The following is a 16,657-nucleotide window of genomic DNA, read 5'->3' as shown; positions in this document are numbered from 1 at the left end:
TTTTAACTTATATTCATTAATGTGTCTGCGACAGCTTGCCCCCATCTTGGGTCTGATACAGTTGTAGAAATAACTTTTAGTAAAGCCGTTTCTCCAATATCATACACCTTTCCTGCTAATTGTTTTAGTTTTCCAGGAGAAGGGTTTGCTTTATTTATTTCTTCCTCAATTTCTTTTGCTGTTTCCTCAATATCTGGCAGTTTTTCTTCGGAAACAATTCGTTCCGCCTTTACTCTTTCCATAATTTCATTTGCCACATTTTTGTAAGAGATAGATTGCTGAATATCTTTTCCTATTGCCACGCTACTTCCGTTTGAAGCTGTTATAGAACCATAATTAAAAATTTTAAGTGAAGTTTCTGAAACAGAATCTTTCCCTTCCACTTCATCTTCAATTAAATCCTCCAATTTATAGCTCAACTCACGAAAACAAGGTCTAGCAACATCACTTAACCATGATAGAATGTTAGCTTCAATTCTTTTATCTTTATAAATACGGTAAGTTATACTCTCCAACTCATTACTTCCATTTGCCACATCTTTAAATAGTTGTAAAACATATGCAAGTTGACCATCTAAATCAGATGGAAGATTTAACTCTCTAATCCAAAACCCATTCCCGTTTTTGTAAATTTCATTCAGATCAACTTTCACTTCTAACAATGGACCAACAATAAACTTTATAATCTCATTGTTTTCAATGAGATTATAAAAAGTTTTAATTCTAACTTTATAAGTTTGGAAATTTGATCCTAAGACGTCTGCAGCAGCAGAATCAAAATCTCGTATTGCTCTCTTAACACTTGATGCAGGGAAGTTATTCATTTCGATAAAATCTCCTTTGAAATAATTTTACAATTAAGTTATCACATATAATTGTAATCAAATATTTCAGAAATAACATAATATATTTTTGATATAAAAACACACGTTCTTATAAATTCGATAATATTTCACATTTATATCTTTTTACATTTTTGTTTCGAAAGCAACTATACCCCCATCCAAAGCCTTACTCAAACATAGGCTGGATAACACCACCACAAGGACAAACCCGCTCATACACCTTCTTAACATTAAAATGTCCATTCCGTGTCCGTCCAGTAGCCTGCCTCTTCAACTGCGCCGGTCTATCACACTCCACACATTTCAAAGCAATCGTCATACCAACACCCCCATTTTTATGTACAGAAAAAGGAGCACCTATGTCTGGCACTCCTAATCTATTAAACACCCAATGGGTGGTCTCTCACTTTTACTTTGTAGAATATATATACACACGATCTTTAATTGAAAAAGTAAACGGGATACTCTCTACCTCATATGGTACGTATGTTTTTTACAATCACAAAATATTTTCTCTTTGTTACTTTTGTTGCTTTCGTTTTATTGTGTTTGCAAAATAAGAAGGAGGAGAGATTTTCATTTTGTTATAATTTACTTGTTTGAAAAATATCTTCTAAATGACTATGTATGTTTATAAAGGGATTATTATCAATAGATTTTATTAAAGAACCTTTAGTATCCCCAAGAAGAGTTGTTGCATTATCAACTGCAAACCTTATCTTATCTCGCAAGATTTTACTTACCATTTCACCTTTTACTTCATTAGCATAGGATTCCACACCATAATAAGTAGATAACTTCCTATTAATCTCCTTCTTTGAACAGTAACTATTAACTTTTTCAAAATGCAAAAGTATCCATAAATCAAAATTTATATTGGAATATAATACTTCTAAGGAGTGTTTTTCAGCCTTTTCAATAGCCTTTAAAATCTCATCTTTAGAGGATAAATCATTATCGAAAACCACGTATGCTTTATGTACTTCATTTTTCATACTATCTTTTTCTAAAGTTCTTATTGCTTCACTAACAATGTCTTGAGGGCCTTTACTACCAACAACTTTCGTTTTAATGCCGACCCTCTTTAATGACTTTGCTTCTATTGTATAAGAAGAATACTTAGCGCTTAACATATCGAAATAGAATTTTTCTGTTTCTCCTTCACAATAGATAAATACTTTCTTTTTCAAAGCTTTCCCCAAAGGTTTCCTACCTTTTCTTTCTCTAACCAAAACCCTCACCATCCAGAAAATTTTTATAATTATTCTTTATTTATTAATTTTAAGATTGAATTTATATGAACTTGAGGGATTGCCCCGAACTCACCTTGTAAATAACGATTTAAATAAGAAATATCCGTTCGGCTATTTAAATCCAAGAAATCAAAAATTGAATATAGATGACTTTCTCCATCAAAATCTTTTTCAGCAAAAAATATTTGATCTTTTCGTAATTCGCATTCTAGAAGTTCTAGAGCATGAGAAGTTAATATGAATTGATTAAAATTACTCTTTGAATTAAAAATTTTAACTAAGGCTTTTGATAAATTTAAATGAAAAGAATCATCAAATTCATCAAATAGCAAAACTTTTCCAGGTGATTCGAGTGAAGCAAGTATACATAAAGCAATTTTTATCATCTTTTTAGTACCAGCAGATTCTAAATTTAAATCTAGAGCTTTTGTTCCAATTACTTCTCCATTAAAATCATATTTACGATATACAGTATACACTTTATTTGTTATAGATTCTGTTGGTTCAATATCTTCAACCGGAGGTAATGATTGTTCTTCATCAGTAATACTTTGCATAAAATTATGGAATAAACGAATTGTATCACTAGAAATTTTATTTTTAGAAACTTTAATTTCAATATCAATTAAATTAAAATCTGCGAAATTTAAAATATCAATAAAAAGTTTTTTATTATGCTCATCTTCTAATAAATATAAGTAATCGTCAATTGATGAACTATCTGCAAATATTAGATAGTTTTTAAACCAATCAAGAACGTTCTTAGCATGGAAGTCATTTTCATTTTGAAGATTAAACAAAAATAAACTATTTGGTCGAGTTTTTAATATTAGCATTTCATTATTTTTAGGAGAAATTGTTAAATCATCTTCATTACGCTCAAAATAGGTATCATACTTATTTTTATTTAATACACTTAGCTCTTCTTTAATAATTTTAGTTTTATTATAACTTAATGTATAAAAATATTGGATTTCATTAACAATAAATTCTATCTCGAAATTTGTAGGATTTTTATTAGAATTATCATCCAGCAAAAATGGAACTGCTGATAATTTCGAATTAATACTCTTAGTAGGGTTTAAAACTAATTTGCGTAAACTACTCAGCGCAAAAATTAGATTACTTTTCCCTGAACCATTTGGACCAAAAATTATTGCATTCTTTAAAAGCCCTACATCATTAATTATCATAGTGTTTGTATCATTATATTTTCGCAAACGTTGGCCTTTTTCCATAGATAAAGTATTTTTACTTTTAAAAGATGCAAAATTCTCTATAGTAAATTGTATAAGCATAAATTTCCCCCTTTACTCTCATAAATACATCTTATCTTATTTATACCCAATTTACACTTTAATAACTTAAAACACGTTATTAATTTCTTAAAAAAATTTCTTTATAGGCATTTTTTCATCTAAATAACGGAAAATACGTTATTATATTATTTTATGCAGGTTAATTTTTTTTATTCTTATTTAAATAAGAAAACTTATTATCATCAATCATTAAAGCTTGGCATTTTCACTACCAAGCCTTTTTAAGTTGATATTAATGTTCCACCTAAATTACACTATCATTTGATTTAATATATCGTTTCTAATCCTAAATATTGTTGTACTCGATAGATTCATATGTTTACCTATTGAACGCATGCTATCTCCATCAAGCAATCGATGCAGTACTTCAATTTCCCTGTCTCCTACTACTAATGGAATACGCTTTTGGACCTCTAATATTTTTCTACAATACTGTTGAATACGTAAGCTAGAGAATTGTGTTCGACGATGTACCTCATAAAACACAGGATCGCTTGTACCACCACTTGCTTTAGGTAGAGTTGATTCTATTCCATAGCTTGCTACCTTTATTCCGTTTATAAAAGCTTTATCTGTTTCGGCCTCTTTGATAATTTTAATCATCCAATGATAATCCTTAATCATTTGATCTAGCGTATGACGATTCACCATGTGCTTTGCCATAAGATTGCCCCCTTATGCTATAATTTACTTGTGATGGATAAATTAAGTAGTGGGGGAAACCGTAGCATGGTGAGTGCTGCGGTTTTTTGTTTGTTATACAAGCTCATAATGCTATAATGAGCTTGTATAGTTTTGCTGACTTGGGTGTGGAAACTCAGGTCTTTTTTTATGGGTTTTAGAACTTATGTCCATTTACTATAAAAAGCGATAACACGAATAAACCAAAAATAACAATCTGTATAACAAATGCCATTAGAAATAACAAATCATTGCGCCTCCTACCAGGTATTCATGGCAGTATAGCCAAGAATCACTCCTCTTCTCCCTTGGTACATAATATTTAATAGCTTTTTGATTCTAAGTAGAAATACAAAACCATCCCGGATAACGCAAATACGAGACTTATTAAAACCATTCCTATTAGTATTGCTTCTGAAATTCTAACCACTACCTCAGCATTTTTCAGAATTTTTATTGACGTAATAGTATCAATAGTTTATCGTATAACTAAAGCTACTTAGCAGCTACTTAGTAGCTAAATAGTAACTAACACCTGTGAAAATAAAATATTAAGAATTGAGGTTGTTAAAATGAAAATTTTTATGATTCGCTCCAAACCTTATAAAATTGAAAGGCTTCCAATTTTTTTAGAAAAAAATCTTATCGCAATCGGTTGGACTGACAGTGGCGACTTAACTGGTAAGACACCAGACGAAATAAGAGATATTCTAAAAGATACTTTTAAACTCGATGGCCAATCTTTAAGAACTAATCTCGGAATGGTAAACTTGTTTGTTAATACCATGTCAGAAGGTGATATAGTTTTAATCCGTGATCGAAACGACAATGATACTGTTCATATTGGTAAGATTGATGGTCCATATCATTGGAATGAAAAATACATTGACAAATTAATGGCGCACACCAGAAGTGTGAAATGGTTAACATCAGTACCTTATAGCTCACTAAATGCATCAATTCAAACATTATTAAGAAATATTTTAACAACATGTAAATATCCTGGAACCTATGAAGAATCTGAATTAGAACAATTTATCAATATTTCTCATAATATTGCTAGAGAAAATGAACAAAACAAGCAAGTCCTTGACGATATGTTTTCCATACTTAGCGACTTAGCACATAATGCTAAAGATGAAAAAGTTCGCTTAGAAGCTGCTAAAGAATTACTTAATCATTTAAAATGATAACTAAATAAGTTTTTACTCAAGCATCTTCCTTTGAATGAAGATGCTTTTATTTAATTAAATAATCCGCCACATAAACATCCCAATCGATAAAAACCCGTAGCTTTTTCATGCAATCACCTTTATTTTCACTTCCGCCCGTGGCTGCATGTCATAAAATTTTCGTACCACCATTTCCACGATCTGTGCATCATCATGCCAAATGATTTTACTGCAACCGTCCTTTATGCCCTTTACTAAATTATCTAAGTCTGGCTTTTTGGTCGGTCGTAATTCACCTGATGCAATAAGTGCCAGTTTTGGCTTTGTGTGATACTTTTTTGGTGGCATGAGATAAACATCCACTTCTAGCTTTAATGGAGCGACAATAGGCTCCTGTGGCTTATTCTTCCACGCTACGAGCTTAACTAACTCTTTGTATGAGCGAGACTTCGGGGCGTCGTGTGTTCTGACGCCCTTGCCCATTCTCGAAAATCTCGGTCGTTCCTGTGCTTGTACCGCCCCTGGTACTGTAAATTGAATCATTACCCTACACCCCCAACAATTGCGCATAAGCAGCTTCGTATTCCCGAGCAAACAACTCTCGCTCATTCACCGGCTTGTACATCGGCACAACCTTGCAACGCTTGGCTATCTCTTGATAAATAGCTCGCTGAACTGCTTCATGCGCTACAACACTAAATACTGACTGAGACATTAGTTGTCCTGATGCAAACAATGATTGATCTGTATAAACTGCGAAATTCATATATCGCATTGTGTTATGGAATATCCCCCACTGATTCATTTCTAGTTCTACCGGCTCCATTGATTGTATTGTTCGGCCCTTGTATTCGAATTGAATACCTCCCGCTGGAATTTCGATGATTTTATGACCTTGATTTTCGATTATTCGGTCTATTTTAAAGAATGCTAGATTCATTCTTGTCCCTCCATTGTTTGAAATGTTAATTACTCAAAAAGTGTAAATTTGTGTGATATCCCCTCATCTGGATTTGCCGTAACTTCCACACATGCACTTATTTCAAACGTTTTATCTTCAGCATCCGCAATAATCTGTTTTGCTTGCTCCGAACTTGCGGCATCTACAAGAAACCATAACTCTCCATTAATATTGCAGTTTCCTAATGCTATATATTTTTTCATATTCATCTTTTCCTTTCTTAACATAATGATTTAATTACGCCACCTGCTGCGCTGGCTCTTTTCCATTAACCATCTGCACACTCGGCAATAATTTGTTATAAAAATCCCCATCTGTCGTATGTCGCTTGTACATGTTCATTACGTCCTGCTCGTCATAGCAGACTGACTTAAACGATGCTTCATCTTTGCCTGGCTCTCTCCAGAAAATAACTGCTAAAGGTGTTGGTCCGCCATATCCGATTAATGTTGGTTTCACCGTAAGCCCTCCTCGGTCATCTGTTGTATTTTCGCCATTGCTGAATTAAATGGTGCGTACTCTCCTGAGAAATCCTTGACTGCATTTAAGACTTCCTCCAGCTGCTCGATCCGCTGTTTCGAATCCTCAATAATTTCATGGATTGCCTCGCTCAGCTGTGGTTCGATTGAATTAATGCCGTTGTTGTAAACTGTGTAGGCTTCTGTAAGTTTCATATATTTCCTCCAATTGTGAGCTCCTAAGCGCCCCCTTGTAATTTTCGTAATCGGTAATTGTTCATCATGTTTTTTGGTACGGTCACAGTGAAGTCGCTTGCCATCTCAAAAATACGGCTTGCCAATGCTTCATCTACTTCGGCCATGCTCATAAAATCGAGCTCCGTTGAAATGAGTAACGGTAATTTATTTAAATAACGATGATTGATGACCTCGAAAATGATCTCTGCTTGCCAGTCGTAAACTTTTACCTTACCGCCAATGGGCTTGAATAGATCGTCAATGAATAGCATTTCGACCTGCTTCATCTGTTGGATAATCTCGTCTTTACGTGCATAATTGTTGGCACTGATATTGTTCATGCCGTCTTTATACGGAAAGTAAAGTACAGGTATTTGTTTCTTCTGCATTAAGTTGTTGCTAATCGCTGTTAAGATATGCGTTTTACCACAACCGGGTTGTCCACTAAATAAGCAGCTGTTAATGCGCTCTTTACGAATACTGTCGAAATGCTTGTAGTACATCATGCCGGCATCGTACATATTTTTGACCTCAGGTACGACCTTGCTTGTATCAAAGTTGCCGAATCCCATCTTTTGAAATTCCTCGGTAATCTCACTCGATTTGATCAACCGATTAATTTTCCGGATTTCCACGCACTCACACTCTTTCCATTCCTCGGTGTCATAACGGAGTATTGTTTCTTTTATGGATCCGTCAATATCCTTGTAGAATGTTTTCTCACCGGCTTTTTTCATGACCATTGAGCCCCCAGTGTCTTTGCAAATGTTGCACAAATACTCTTTATTTGGTTGGGTTAGAGCTGTACGTTCGGAGTCGCTCAAGCATTGCGATTTCTTCTGGAGTTCGGCCATGATGCGCGTCATCTGTTCGTCCAATGCTTCCATGTTGCTGACCACCTTTCGGCTGTATTTTCTGCTGCCAATCTGCATAAGTTTTTACGTTGAATTCAAGTCGCCAGTTATCTAAGATTCCGAGAATGTATTTAAACGAGCGTGCACTCGTTGCTCCAGCTTTTATAGCTTCTAAAATTAATGCAGGTTCATAGACTTCCATCGCTTCATCAATTGCCTGGCAATCTCTGAAAGTAGCAACACGAACATTACTTTCATAGAGCTGTTTGATTTCTAAAAAGTTTGGATCAGATAACTGATTGACTGACGACTGTTTTTCAGTACCTTTGTCTTTGTCAGTCAGTACTTGGTTAATATCAATATTTGGTTTATTCAATACTTGGTTAATATCAGTACTTAGTAGTGTCGGATTTTCCACTTGTGGCTTATCCATTTGTGGATTTCCCGTAAGTGGCTTTTCCACTTCTGGAATATCCGTTAATGGCTCAATTGGTATTTCGTGAACAATGGTTTCCCATTCTTTTATTTTCTTAGTGGCTTCATCCTTGATTGGCTTTCGTTCGATATACCCTGCCTTTTTCAATTCGTTAAACCCACTGCGGAATGAGTCGCGACCATCTGCTGCATGTGTCATTAACTCTTCCGTGTAAAAAACCCAATCATCCGGCATGGAAAGCAGGTAAGCCATAATACCTTTAGCTTTCCAAGATAGCCGTTTATCATTTAATGCTGTCCGATTCATTACTACATAGTTGCTATTCTTAGCTACCCTCACGATGCCCATTGCCCTGAGCCTCCTTAATATTCCGGAGCAGTTTTTAGATGCTCATGAATTCCAAATAATTCGACTGCTTTAGAGTCGTTCGAAATAGTAATGCGTTTATTTGCTTGTTGTACCTTCGCAACTGCAACAGGCATTACACCTTGATTTGAATAATAGATACTTCGTTGTTTTATTTGTTCTGCACTGTAAACACCTGCATTTTCGATGTCATCTGTATAACCGCTATCGTTAGGTCCCCACCAGACGATGTTGTCCCCTTTTGTCCACTTAATGGACATTAAATAATACTGTTCAGCCATTGCCCTAGCCCTCCTAGCTAAATCTAATCTCTCGTTCTATCAAACAACCATAGCGCCCCTCGGCTGTCCCTTTAACCTCACCGACCACTTTCCAGCCTCTTTCCGCTTTAAAATTGATGCGGCGCATAAGCATATACATACTGTTGGCGTAAATCACTTCACGGTTTACTTTTGATTGAGTCATTGCCCTGACCCTCCTAAAAGCTCGGGGCATTACGCCCCTTGCTATATTTTTTGTTGTGCTTGTTGTTGTGCAGCTGCTACTTGCATCATGCCTATAGCTTCTTTAATGACGTTGTCCGTTTTTTCATTTTCAGCAAGCCACATGATATATTGGTTATCTTCTCGCCATAATTGGCTAAGAGTTTTCCCTTTATGTTTGCCAAAGGATAATGCAATCGCTCCTGCCTCTTTTGCATCTTTCGGCATCGGAACGGATGAACGTTGACCACCACTATTACTGCCACTTTTTGAATAGTCGTACGTATTACCACTAACACCGTTCGCATCATCATCTTTTTCGGTAGCGATCCCCAACATTGCCGATAGGCTATAGCGCTTCATGTATGTGATTTGACCACCGAAATCTTGCATGCCACCAGCTGCAGGGAATTTTAATGGAAAAGACTTAACCCACTCACCTGAGGAGTGTAAAAATGTTGTTTCTACACAAGCCAGTAAGCCGTTCGGAGAAACTTCCGTATAGCTGTTTTGCATAATCGCGATGCCGTTATCTTTAAATACTTTTCGAGCTGTTTCGAATATGCCGTTTAGATCCGTATAATCGAATGAGTAACTACCACCACTTTTTGTCTGTACCTTTACAGTCGCATTGTGTTTTGGTGTCTCTAACTCGGCCCATGATCTGGCTAATGCTACTGAAACCTCCGCATTTTTCTCAGAAAAAATCATTAGTCACTCACCTCCACTTTGAAGGAGACTGTTTCCGGCTTTACCGCTACACCTGGCACTACTTGTCCATCTGCATCAACTACAACTAATTCGCCGTCAGATTCAACCACACTGAGCGTTTTCTTCAACTCTGCCCATTTGAGCTTTTCTTTCGTTTCGACCTCTACAAAATCAAGCTCGTTCGTTTTGGAATATTCAATTAATGCCTGTTCATCTGCTTTTTCTGGCTGTGATTTACTCGTTGTTGATTTTGCTACGCCATATGGTGTTTTGATGGACTTGGCTTTTGGATCGTTTGCCAAAACTGATGCATGGTATTCACTGATTTTGTGAGAGAAGTAAGCTAAATCATCTTGATAAGAAGCACTTTCTTTTTTCTCCCATTCAGCAATACGCTCACGTTCGGCATCTGCCAATTGCTTCACTTCATTTAATTTCGCTTGAATAGCACTCATTTTTCGAAACGCCCAGTTCAGACCGTTAAGATCAGTAATAACGAATACTTTTCGTTCCTCCTGTTGTTGCGTTTCAAGCTCGAATAGTTCTTGCTCCTGTAATTTGTTCATATATTGAACCTCCCGATATAATTGTTTGAAAAATAAAGACTCATGCGTTAAACTGAAATAAATTAATTGGGCATGAGCCAAATCCGACCGCTGCTCGTAACAGCGGTTTTTTTATGCAACGATTGGGTAATTGTCGTGATAAACCTCAACTAATGTGATTAGCTGCTCGTAACAGCTAACGTTTAATCTGTTATCATCCAAAAACTCTTGCACTTCCTCAATATGCACGAATACTTCATGATCACCTTCATTAAAAATGTAATACTCCTCGCCTTTAAGTACTCGGCGGCCCTTCCAATCTACCTGCTGTTCAAAAGAATCATATAAACCACTGAATGTTTTACCGATGCCACTGTACGTTGTGTTTTCAACTTCCAACATTTAAACTGCCTCCCAACGTGATTTATAAGGAACATACGTCCATTTGCTACTTGGATTTAAGTTATCTAAGCCTTTGATTGATTCACCATCAAAGTGAATTTCTTGCCCTAACTCGTTAATGAATACATCTCCTTCGATATATGAGCCAAAATCAAAACCTCTGATGATTTCCCAAACCTTGTATGATTCTTTCATTTGTTTCACCTGCTTTCCGACGGTATCCCATCAAGCAACCCTCAATTTCTCTAGAAGGAGACCGGCTAACCAACCGATTGAGAGCTGCTTGACGAGAGCGAGATAACTCTCGCACTGTCTGACAAAATTTGTTATAATGTGATTTGTTATACTCCCTTAGTCGTTGATCATGTCCGTGATTAACGGCTTTTTATTTGCCTACCACTTCCGGATAATCGACAGGAGGAAACCTCTCGCGTTGTCTGTAAAAATTTGATATTATAATTTATAGTGAATATTGTGGTAACTTAGTAAGCCGTTGATTGTGCAACCAATCAGCGGTTTTTATGTGCCATAAAATACATAGCTTGTAAGCGTTGTTTGACTGTCATGATTCGCCATACTCTCGGTTTAATCCACATGTACTTCCCTCCTAAAAGATTGATAATCGAATGAATGCTGGTACTAGTGATAAAACATGAGTCATGTTTGCAAAAATATCTGTACCGAATAAAATGGCCGCTGCTTGCACTTCGCTGTTTGTCAACCTTGCCCAGGTTCTAAAAGTTTCGATGTCCATGAGCTTGCTGTTACTTTCAAACTTACTGATACATGATCTGCTTCTATTTAATAAATCTGCTAACTCCTGTTGTGTGTAACCTGCTTTTTCACGAAATCCCTTCAATATTTTTCCGTATTCCATTCCGATTTCTCCCCCGTGTTCCAAAATGGAACATGCACTTTGATGTTCCAACTGAGAACACAATTTTTTATATTTTTGTTTTATACTTAAGTTAAGCAAGATAACCTGCTATTGAGCCATTGCCCTGGCTCTTCTAATACTGCCGATTGCCCTCGGCTAACTTTGGAGATTGATTGCCCTCAATCTCCACCTACTTTTAAAGCACCTGCCCGTGCGATTATTTTTAATTCCATTCATCCATAATTATTTTTTGTATTACTTTCGCTGTTGGTTCCGCAAGCCACACACGTTTTCCCCGGAAGCCACGTTGTCTCTGAAATTCTCTTACACGAGGATCAGAGAGGATGTGTTCTTCTAAAAATGCTTTTTGAAATGTTGTCGCTTTTACAATGTCCTCGATATCCCAAAAGAGAATAGATGGACGTACAGTATCTTGAATGAGTTTTTGAAGCTCGTTTTGTACACTTTCTTTTGTGATGCCTGACATTTCAAAAAGAGTTTGAATCAATGCATTCTCTGTTTGAGGGATCATACTAATTCCTCCAATCTGAGGCGCTTGTTCTGCACCTTCCTTAAATTGCTTTTGCTTTTGTTAAAAACTTATTGATAAAGTAAATTTGCCCTCGCCCCGTAACCTTAGGGGTTTTTGTTATTTGAATACCTTGTGAACGATTGATAGTTGATTCTTTAATTTCAAACAAATTCATTTCCATCGACCTTTGAGTTGGTGAATTGTAATCTGATCCGAATTTTTTTATTAGATAGCCATTTTCTCGTAACCAAGTGAACAATCTTTTTTCACCAATAGGTATTCCGTTCTGAGTAATTAATTTCGCTAAATCTCTAATTAAAATTGATGTTTCACTTGCGCTTACTGAGTCCGCAAATAAAACTTTCGGTTTTTGTTGTTCGAGCTTCGACTCAGCAATTTGTCGACGTTCTTGTTCGTCTTTTAAGTTTTGAGCGATTTTAATAATTGTGTCTGGGTTTAGTAAGACCTGCTCAATTGTTTCCGGTGTTAAGTAAGCACCCTGTTTTCTAATTGAAGGAATCACTTCGTGTGTAATCCACCTTTTAAATTTTTTAGCTTCATCTTTCCGACTAGCTAAAATCAGAGAATATAATCCATATTCATTTACGATGTTTGCCTCACCTTGACGACCTATGTTGAACATAGAGCGTTCGTCTACCTCTAAACGCTGTATTGCCTGTGTTGTATTCTTAATTTCTAATACCTTGCAAACATCATTTGCTACAAACCAATGTTCGTTTTCAACTTGGATAACTCGAATTTGATAACTGCCGAATATAAAATTTTGTAATTGTTGCATGGTAAGACCTCCTATGCGCTCTTACTCTTAGTTTCTAAGAATAATTGATTAAAAAAATATTTAGGTTCTAATTTTAAACCTTCACAAATACACTCAAATTCGTCCGCCGACATAATGGAATCACCGTTCACAATTCTGTAAAAACGTTTCAATTCAATAGATGATTTTTCAGCAACGTGATTCATTTTCAATCCGTTGTCATTAATGTAACGACGAATTCTCTCATGAATTTTCATGTTGTTATCCCCCCCTTTTCTTAATTTCTAAGAACTCGTTATATATAATATAATTCTTACCTTCTAAGAAGTCAACTAAAATTCTAAGATTTTAAGAAAAATATTCTTTAATTTTGAGAATAGGGTAAGATAATCTTAGTATAAAGGAATTTAGCGAGGTGAAATTTTTGGAAACTTTAGGGGATAGACTTAGATTGGCGAGACAAAAAGCTGGTCTTAAACAAATGCAAGTAAAGGAAAGAACTCGTATTCATAACAAAACACTTAGTGGATATGAAAATGGTGTAAGCGAACCAGATTTAAATACATTAACAATTCTTGCTGATTTATATGGTGTCTCCTTGCAATGGCTTTCTACAGGTAAAGTTGATGTTAAAGTTAATCAAAATTCTGTGGATAGCAAAGAAGATCGTGACATAGCAAAACGCCTGAAACAATTTGAAGCCGACCTTGCAAACTCCGATGGCCTTGCTTTTGATGGTGAGCCAATGAGCGACGAAGCAAAAGAATCATTACTGGAGTCAATGGAATTACTTTTTAGACAAACTCAACGGATCAATAAAAAGTACACACCAAAGAAATACCGTGACGATTAATTAAAAACCGGCGAAACGAAGTGATTACATGTGGATAAAAGAGAAAACCAATCAGTTAAAAAAGAGATATAACACTGAATGCCCATATGAAATAGCAAGTTACTTAAAAATCCATGTGATGAAACATGATTTACATCCTGATATAAATGGCTATTATAAATACGATCGACGTAACCAATATATTGTAATTAATCATAACCTAGGCCTTAATCAACAACGGATTGTTTGTGCCCATGAACTCGGCCATGCTGTACTGCACCCTAAAGTAAATACACCATTTATGAACAACAACACTTATTTATCAGTTAGCAAGATTGAACTTGAAGCCAATCGTTTTGCAGCTGAATTATTAATACCTGATGGTAGTTTTGAAGAAAACGAGACTATCTATGACATAGCTTCTATACATAATGTACCGATTGAATTAGTCGAGCTGAAATGTAGGAAGTTTTTTTAATACGCTTTTAAGAACATACATTCCCCTTTAAAGGAGGTGAGGTTAATCGATTGCCAACATTAAGCTAAAGCACCTGCCCGTGCATAAAGAATGGGGTAATCAAATGGCAAGAGAAAAATACATTAAAACAAAAAAAGATTGTATCTATTATTACAAAGACGCTAAAGGTAAGAAGAAATATGCTTTTCGATTTAAATATTATCATAGTGGGAAACGACCTGAGAAAAGTGAGCGTGGATTTGATACAATCGAAGACTGCGAACGCGCCTTAATTAAAGTAAAAGCGCAAATTTTAAATGATAATCATGAGATTTTAAAAAATGAAAACATGACTGTAAAGGCTTTGATGGAGAATTTTGTAGCAGCTAAACAGAATTCGTGGAAACCTACAACTTATAATAGTAGTGCAAACGCTATTAATCGGCATATTAATCCACATATCGGAAACTTGAAACTGAAACAAGTAACCAATGGTGTCTTACAAACGAATATTGTAGAACCCATGATTACAGCCGGTTACAAAGCTACTTCAATTGAAGCCATGTACCGTACATTAAATTCAGCATTTAATTATGCTATCGCTGAGGAATGGTTAGATCGCAAACGTTTTACATCTGTCAATTTAAAGCGTGCCGAACCAAAAAAGAAGCGGCAGCCTCTTAGTGTACTGGATTTGGAAAAACTATTACTTATTTCAAAGGAGAATAGCTCTATCTCACAATACACGGCCATTATGATTTTGGCACTCACTGGTATGAGAAAAGGAGAATTGTTTGCATTAACTACAAAGGATATTGACTTTGACAGTAAAACAATCTCTATCACTAAAACTCGTGACTCCTTAGGGACACGTTCCCCTAAGACCAGAAATAGTATACGTACTATCCCATTGACTGACGAATTAGCCAAGTGCATCAAAAAGTACTTATTATGGTTTGAACCGGTCATGTGGTACAATCGCGATGCTAATCCTGAAAAATATTTAATAGTGCATCCAAATGGTATGCCGGTCGCTCGTGAGTATATTAATCGTGCATTAACTCGATTATGTACAGAATATAAATTGCCTCATATTTCGCCGCATTATTTACGCCACACATATGCTTCAATTTTAGCGGCACAGAATACACCTTTTACAACAATTGCTGCATTGTTAGGAGATACGGTGGAAACAGTTACTTCAACTTATGCCCACTCGTTTGAAAATGAGGAAATTCTCGCTTCGAAAATGCTCAATGATTTAGTTCGTGTAAATTAAGTTTTTCTGCTTTTTAAGCTCGATTTGGGGTACATTTTGGGGTACAAACATTTTTTTAGGCTACAAACCCTAGTAAATCAAGGTTTTGAATCTGAATTGAGCTTATGAAGTAGTTAAGCATAACTTAGTGGGCTAGACAATTTTAAAGTTAATACACGGTACATACTCTTTTGTACCCTAAAATAAAAATAAGCCTTCCGCAATTTAGTGGAAGGCTTATTTTTATTTTTCAATGTACTGTATAAGGTCTGAGTTAATACTTAATTTCATTAATTTTTATTTCTTTTATTTTGTGTAGATTTACTATTTGACCGGTGTCCTTAACTTTAAATTCAATAAATGTGGCATAGTTCTGAATTTACATTTTGAAAAGTATTCTCGCAAAATTCGGCAAGAAGGCATTTTTAATTGAAGTAAACATGGATAGATCATTTTAATTTGGGAATACTCTCTTTTAATAGTAGTTATTAATGACACTTTTAAAGGAGAGAGTTTAATGAAAGTATTTAAAGGAATTCTTACAATGCCATTACTATTGGGATTATTGTATGCCTGTAACAATGAAGATGCAAATGTAGATAAGGATAAAGAAGTTACAGGAAATAATAGTGTGGTTGATGAAACAACGAATAATAATGCCACTAATAATACAGAAAATGAAGAAGATGAACGGACAGGAATAAAAGTTGCAGATGTAAATTATACTTTTACTGATTTTGATTTAGACGTAGAATATGCAGACCATAAATCATACGATGTTGAATATGAGAACGATGGAAACAATATTTATGCTGAACTAGATGATGATCTTAATGGTGTTAAATATAATGGCGATAAAGCCTACGACAATTTTGCCGATGCATTAAAACAACTTACATTTGATAAAAATACCAGTGATGAGGATGTTCGTAAAGAAGTTCTAAAGGCATTTGCTTTAGATGAGAATTATCAGTCATTTGAACTTGAAGTGAAATTCCAAAACGGTGAAGAAAAACATTATCATCATAATAAATAATTGTGCTAAGAGGGCTATTCTATAGAACTCTTCCCTATTAAGCAGAAAATCGAAATTGCATGGTGCAATTTCGATTTTTTGTGAACTGAAATTAGTTATGTCCTCGCCACTTCAATGTCACTTTTACTGAAATTCTTAATTACCTCTTTTCAGAAGCCAATGCCT

26 protein-coding genes are annotated in these 16,657 nt (G+C 35.4%); 5 read left to right on the top strand and 21 right to left on the bottom strand.

Translation table 11 applies throughout. From position 1 onward, the window contains the following. Window positions 1-2 precede the first annotated feature (2 nt). The 4 genes from MHH37_RS06585 to MHH37_RS06570 form a co-directional block, all read right to left on the bottom strand. A complete protein-coding gene (locus tag MHH37_RS06585; RefSeq protein WP_342575496.1) occupies window positions 3-824 on the bottom strand; it encodes a hypothetical protein in 822 nt (273 codons plus the stop codon). Between the two features lie 605 nt (window positions 825-1,429). Beyond that, window positions 1,430-2,077, bottom strand: coding sequence for an RloB family protein (locus tag MHH37_RS06580; RefSeq protein ID WP_342575495.1), 648 nt, complete (start codon window positions 2,075-2,077; stop codon window positions 1,430-1,432). Window positions 2,078-2,106: 29 nt separating this feature from the next. Then, window positions 2,107-3,396 carry an ATP-binding protein gene (locus MHH37_RS06575; protein WP_342575494.1) on the bottom strand — a complete coding sequence of 430 codons (1,290 nt, stop codon included), beginning with the start codon at window positions 3,394-3,396 and terminating at the stop codon, window positions 2,107-2,109. Window positions 3,397-3,666: 270 nt separating this feature from the next. Beyond that, window positions 3,667-4,080, bottom strand: a complete 414-nt coding sequence (locus MHH37_RS06570) for a LuxR C-terminal-related transcriptional regulator (RefSeq protein ID WP_342575493.1) — start codon at window positions 4,078-4,080, stop codon at window positions 3,667-3,669. A gap of 590 nt (window positions 4,081-4,670) precedes the next feature. Between MHH37_RS06570 and MHH37_RS06565 the strand changes: the two genes are divergently transcribed. Next, window positions 4,671-5,288, top strand: coding sequence for a hypothetical protein (locus MHH37_RS06565; RefSeq protein ID WP_342575492.1), 618 nt, complete (start codon window positions 4,671-4,673; stop codon window positions 5,286-5,288). Window positions 5,289-5,396: 108 nt separating this feature from the next. On the opposite strand, the gene MHH37_RS06560 is transcribed toward MHH37_RS06565, so the two are convergent. The 17 genes from MHH37_RS06560 to MHH37_RS06480 form a co-directional block, all read right to left on the bottom strand. Beyond that, a complete protein-coding gene (locus MHH37_RS06560) occupies window positions 5,397-5,813 on the bottom strand; it encodes a RusA family crossover junction endodeoxyribonuclease (protein WP_342575491.1) in 417 nt (138 codons plus the stop codon). A 4-nt stretch (window positions 5,814-5,817) separates the two neighbouring features. Continuing rightward, window positions 5,818-6,210, bottom strand: a complete 393-nt coding sequence (locus tag MHH37_RS06555) for a molecular chaperone (protein ID WP_342575490.1) — start codon at window positions 6,208-6,210, stop codon at window positions 5,818-5,820. Window positions 6,211-6,239: 29 nt separating this feature from the next. Then, complete coding sequence (locus tag MHH37_RS06550) at window positions 6,240-6,434, bottom strand: hypothetical protein (protein ID WP_342575489.1); 195 nt, start codon at window positions 6,432-6,434, stop codon at window positions 6,240-6,242. 34 nt (window positions 6,435-6,468) lie between these two features. Next, the gene (locus MHH37_RS06545; RefSeq protein WP_342575488.1) at window positions 6,469-6,690 is read right to left on the bottom strand and encodes a hypothetical protein; all 222 of its coding nucleotides are present in this window, start codon (window positions 6,688-6,690) and stop codon (window positions 6,469-6,471) included. Then, complete coding sequence (locus MHH37_RS06540) at window positions 6,687-6,905, bottom strand: hypothetical protein (RefSeq protein WP_342575487.1); 219 nt, start codon at window positions 6,903-6,905, stop codon at window positions 6,687-6,689. The genes MHH37_RS06545 and MHH37_RS06540 overlap by 4 nt, the downstream gene beginning before the upstream one ends. Window positions 6,906-6,928: 23 nt before the next feature. Continuing rightward, window positions 6,929-7,780, bottom strand: coding sequence for a DnaA/Hda family protein (locus MHH37_RS06535; RefSeq protein ID WP_342576222.1), 852 nt, complete (start codon window positions 7,778-7,780; stop codon window positions 6,929-6,931). Next, window positions 7,710-8,564, bottom strand: a complete 855-nt coding sequence (locus MHH37_RS06530) for a DnaD domain protein (RefSeq protein ID WP_342575486.1) — start codon at window positions 8,562-8,564, stop codon at window positions 7,710-7,712. Before MHH37_RS06530 ends, MHH37_RS06535 begins: the two co-directional genes overlap by 71 nt. A gap of 14 nt (window positions 8,565-8,578) precedes the next feature. Then, window positions 8,579-8,863 (bottom strand): hypothetical protein, encoded by a 285-nt coding sequence (locus MHH37_RS06525; RefSeq protein ID WP_342573741.1) that lies wholly within the window; start codon window positions 8,861-8,863, stop codon window positions 8,579-8,581. A gap of 13 nt (window positions 8,864-8,876) precedes the next feature. Next, a complete protein-coding gene (locus MHH37_RS06520; RefSeq protein ID WP_342575485.1) occupies window positions 8,877-9,047 on the bottom strand; it encodes a hypothetical protein in 171 nt (56 codons plus the stop codon). A 41-nt stretch (window positions 9,048-9,088) separates the two neighbouring features. After that, window positions 9,089-9,775 carry an ERF family protein gene (locus MHH37_RS06515; RefSeq protein WP_342575484.1) on the bottom strand — a complete coding sequence of 229 codons (687 nt, stop codon included), beginning with the start codon at window positions 9,773-9,775 and terminating at the stop codon, window positions 9,089-9,091. Beyond that, complete coding sequence (locus tag MHH37_RS06510; RefSeq protein ID WP_342575483.1) at window positions 9,775-10,341, bottom strand: host-nuclease inhibitor Gam family protein; 567 nt, start codon at window positions 10,339-10,341, stop codon at window positions 9,775-9,777. The genes MHH37_RS06515 and MHH37_RS06510 overlap by 1 nt, the downstream gene beginning before the upstream one ends. A 111-nt stretch (window positions 10,342-10,452) precedes the next feature. Beyond that, window positions 10,453-10,722 (bottom strand): hypothetical protein, encoded by a 270-nt coding sequence (locus MHH37_RS06505; RefSeq protein WP_342575482.1) that lies wholly within the window; start codon window positions 10,720-10,722, stop codon window positions 10,453-10,455. Beyond that, a complete protein-coding gene (locus MHH37_RS06500) occupies window positions 10,723-10,917 on the bottom strand; it encodes a hypothetical protein (RefSeq protein WP_342575481.1) in 195 nt (64 codons plus the stop codon). A gap of 412 nt (window positions 10,918-11,329) precedes the next feature. Further along, window positions 11,330-11,650, bottom strand: a complete 321-nt coding sequence (locus MHH37_RS06495; RefSeq protein ID WP_342575480.1) for a helix-turn-helix transcriptional regulator — start codon at window positions 11,648-11,650, stop codon at window positions 11,330-11,332. A 172-nt stretch (window positions 11,651-11,822) separates the two neighbouring features. After that, on the bottom strand, window positions 11,823-12,131 hold the full coding sequence (locus MHH37_RS06490; protein WP_342575479.1) for a hypothetical protein: 309 nt from the start codon (window positions 12,129-12,131) through the stop codon (window positions 11,823-11,825). Between the two features lie 40 nt (window positions 12,132-12,171). Then, complete coding sequence (locus MHH37_RS06485; protein WP_342575478.1) at window positions 12,172-12,930, bottom strand: phage antirepressor; 759 nt, start codon at window positions 12,928-12,930, stop codon at window positions 12,172-12,174. Window positions 12,931-12,941: 11 nt separating this feature from the next. Next, window positions 12,942-13,166, bottom strand: coding sequence for a helix-turn-helix transcriptional regulator (locus MHH37_RS06480; protein WP_342575477.1), 225 nt, complete (start codon window positions 13,164-13,166; stop codon window positions 12,942-12,944). A 158-nt stretch (window positions 13,167-13,324) separates the two neighbouring features. Between MHH37_RS06480 and MHH37_RS06475 the strand changes: the two genes are divergently transcribed. From MHH37_RS06475 to MHH37_RS06460, 4 genes are all read left to right on the top strand, one after another. Next, on the top strand, window positions 13,325-13,762 hold the full coding sequence (locus MHH37_RS06475; protein ID WP_342575476.1) for a helix-turn-helix transcriptional regulator: 438 nt from the start codon (window positions 13,325-13,327) through the stop codon (window positions 13,760-13,762). A 28-nt stretch (window positions 13,763-13,790) separates the two neighbouring features. Next, a complete protein-coding gene (locus tag MHH37_RS06470) occupies window positions 13,791-14,219 on the top strand; it encodes an ImmA/IrrE family metallo-endopeptidase (protein ID WP_342575475.1) in 429 nt (142 codons plus the stop codon). Between the two features lie 103 nt (window positions 14,220-14,322). After that, window positions 14,323-15,477, top strand: a complete 1,155-nt coding sequence (locus tag MHH37_RS06465) for a tyrosine-type recombinase/integrase (protein WP_342575474.1) — start codon at window positions 14,323-14,325, stop codon at window positions 15,475-15,477. Between the two features lie 496 nt (window positions 15,478-15,973). Continuing rightward, a complete protein-coding gene (locus tag MHH37_RS06460; protein WP_014824325.1) occupies window positions 15,974-16,492 on the top strand; it encodes a YusW family protein in 519 nt (172 codons plus the stop codon). Window positions 16,493-16,657: the final 165 nt, after the last annotated feature.

Origin of the sequence: Solibacillus sp. FSL K6-1781 (assembly GCF_038630735.1) — a bacterium.
In the GTDB taxonomy this organism is placed as follows: Bacteria; Bacillota; Bacilli; order Bacillales_A; family Planococcaceae; genus Solibacillus; species Solibacillus silvestris.
The sequence above is the reverse complement of the archived record's forward strand: the minus strand, read 5'-3'. Positions and strand labels throughout refer to the sequence as shown.

Bases quoted from the DNA above. Each gene is read 5' to 3' on its own strand.
- MHH37_RS06585 (WP_342575496.1), bottom strand. From the start codon at position 824: ATGAATAACTTCCCTGCATCAAGTGTTAAGAGAGCAATACGAGATTTT.
- MHH37_RS06575 (WP_342575494.1), bottom strand. From the start codon at position 3,396: ATGCTTATACAATTTACTATAGAGAATTTTGCATCTTTTAAAAGTAAA.
- MHH37_RS06570 (WP_342575493.1), bottom strand. From the start codon at position 4,080: ATGGCAAAGCACATGGTGAATCGTCATACGCTAGATCAAATGATTAAG.
- MHH37_RS06565 (WP_342575492.1), top strand. From the start codon at position 4,671: ATGAAAATTTTTATGATTCGCTCCAAACCTTATAAAATTGAAAGGCTT.
- MHH37_RS06560 (WP_342575491.1), bottom strand. From the start codon at position 5,813: ATGATTCAATTTACAGTACCAGGGGCGGTACAAGCACAGGAACGACCG.
- MHH37_RS06555 (WP_342575490.1), bottom strand. From the start codon at position 6,210: ATGAATCTAGCATTCTTTAAAATAGACCGAATAATCGAAAATCAAGGT.
- MHH37_RS06550 (WP_342575489.1), bottom strand. From the start codon at position 6,434: ATGAAAAAATATATAGCATTAGGAAACTGCAATATTAATGGAGAGTTA.
- MHH37_RS06540 (WP_342575487.1), bottom strand. From the start codon at position 6,905: ATGAAACTTACAGAAGCCTACACAGTTTACAACAACGGCATTAATTCA.
- MHH37_RS06535 (WP_342576222.1), bottom strand. From the start codon at position 7,780: ATGGCCGAACTCCAGAAGAAATCGCAATGCTTGAGCGACTCCGAACGT.
- MHH37_RS06530 (WP_342575486.1), bottom strand. From the start codon at position 8,564: ATGGGCATCGTGAGGGTAGCTAAGAATAGCAACTATGTAGTAATGAAT.
- MHH37_RS06525 (WP_342573741.1), bottom strand. From the start codon at position 8,863: ATGGCTGAACAGTATTATTTAATGTCCATTAAGTGGACAAAAGGGGAC.
- MHH37_RS06520 (WP_342575485.1), bottom strand. From the start codon at position 9,047: ATGACTCAATCAAAAGTAAACCGTGAAGTGATTTACGCCAACAGTATG.
- MHH37_RS06515 (WP_342575484.1), bottom strand. From the start codon at position 9,775: ATGATTTTTTCTGAGAAAAATGCGGAGGTTTCAGTAGCATTAGCCAGA.
- MHH37_RS06510 (WP_342575483.1), bottom strand. From the start codon at position 10,341: ATGAACAAATTACAGGAGCAAGAACTATTCGAGCTTGAAACGCAACAA.
- MHH37_RS06505 (WP_342575482.1), bottom strand. From the start codon at position 10,722: ATGTTGGAAGTTGAAAACACAACGTACAGTGGCATCGGTAAAACATTC.
- MHH37_RS06500 (WP_342575481.1), bottom strand. From the start codon at position 10,917: ATGAAAGAATCATACAAGGTTTGGGAAATCATCAGAGGTTTTGATTTT.
- MHH37_RS06490 (WP_342575479.1), bottom strand. From the start codon at position 12,131: ATGATCCCTCAAACAGAGAATGCATTGATTCAAACTCTTTTTGAAATG.
- MHH37_RS06485 (WP_342575478.1), bottom strand. From the start codon at position 12,930: ATGCAACAATTACAAAATTTTATATTCGGCAGTTATCAAATTCGAGTT.
- MHH37_RS06480 (WP_342575477.1), bottom strand. From the start codon at position 13,166: ATGAAAATTCATGAGAGAATTCGTCGTTACATTAATGACAACGGATTG.
- MHH37_RS06470 (WP_342575475.1), top strand. From the start codon at position 13,791: ATGTGGATAAAAGAGAAAACCAATCAGTTAAAAAAGAGATATAACACT.
- MHH37_RS06465 (WP_342575474.1), top strand. From the start codon at position 14,323: ATGGCAAGAGAAAAATACATTAAAACAAAAAAAGATTGTATCTATTAT.
- MHH37_RS06460 (WP_014824325.1), top strand. From the start codon at position 15,974: ATGAAAGTATTTAAAGGAATTCTTACAATGCCATTACTATTGGGATTA.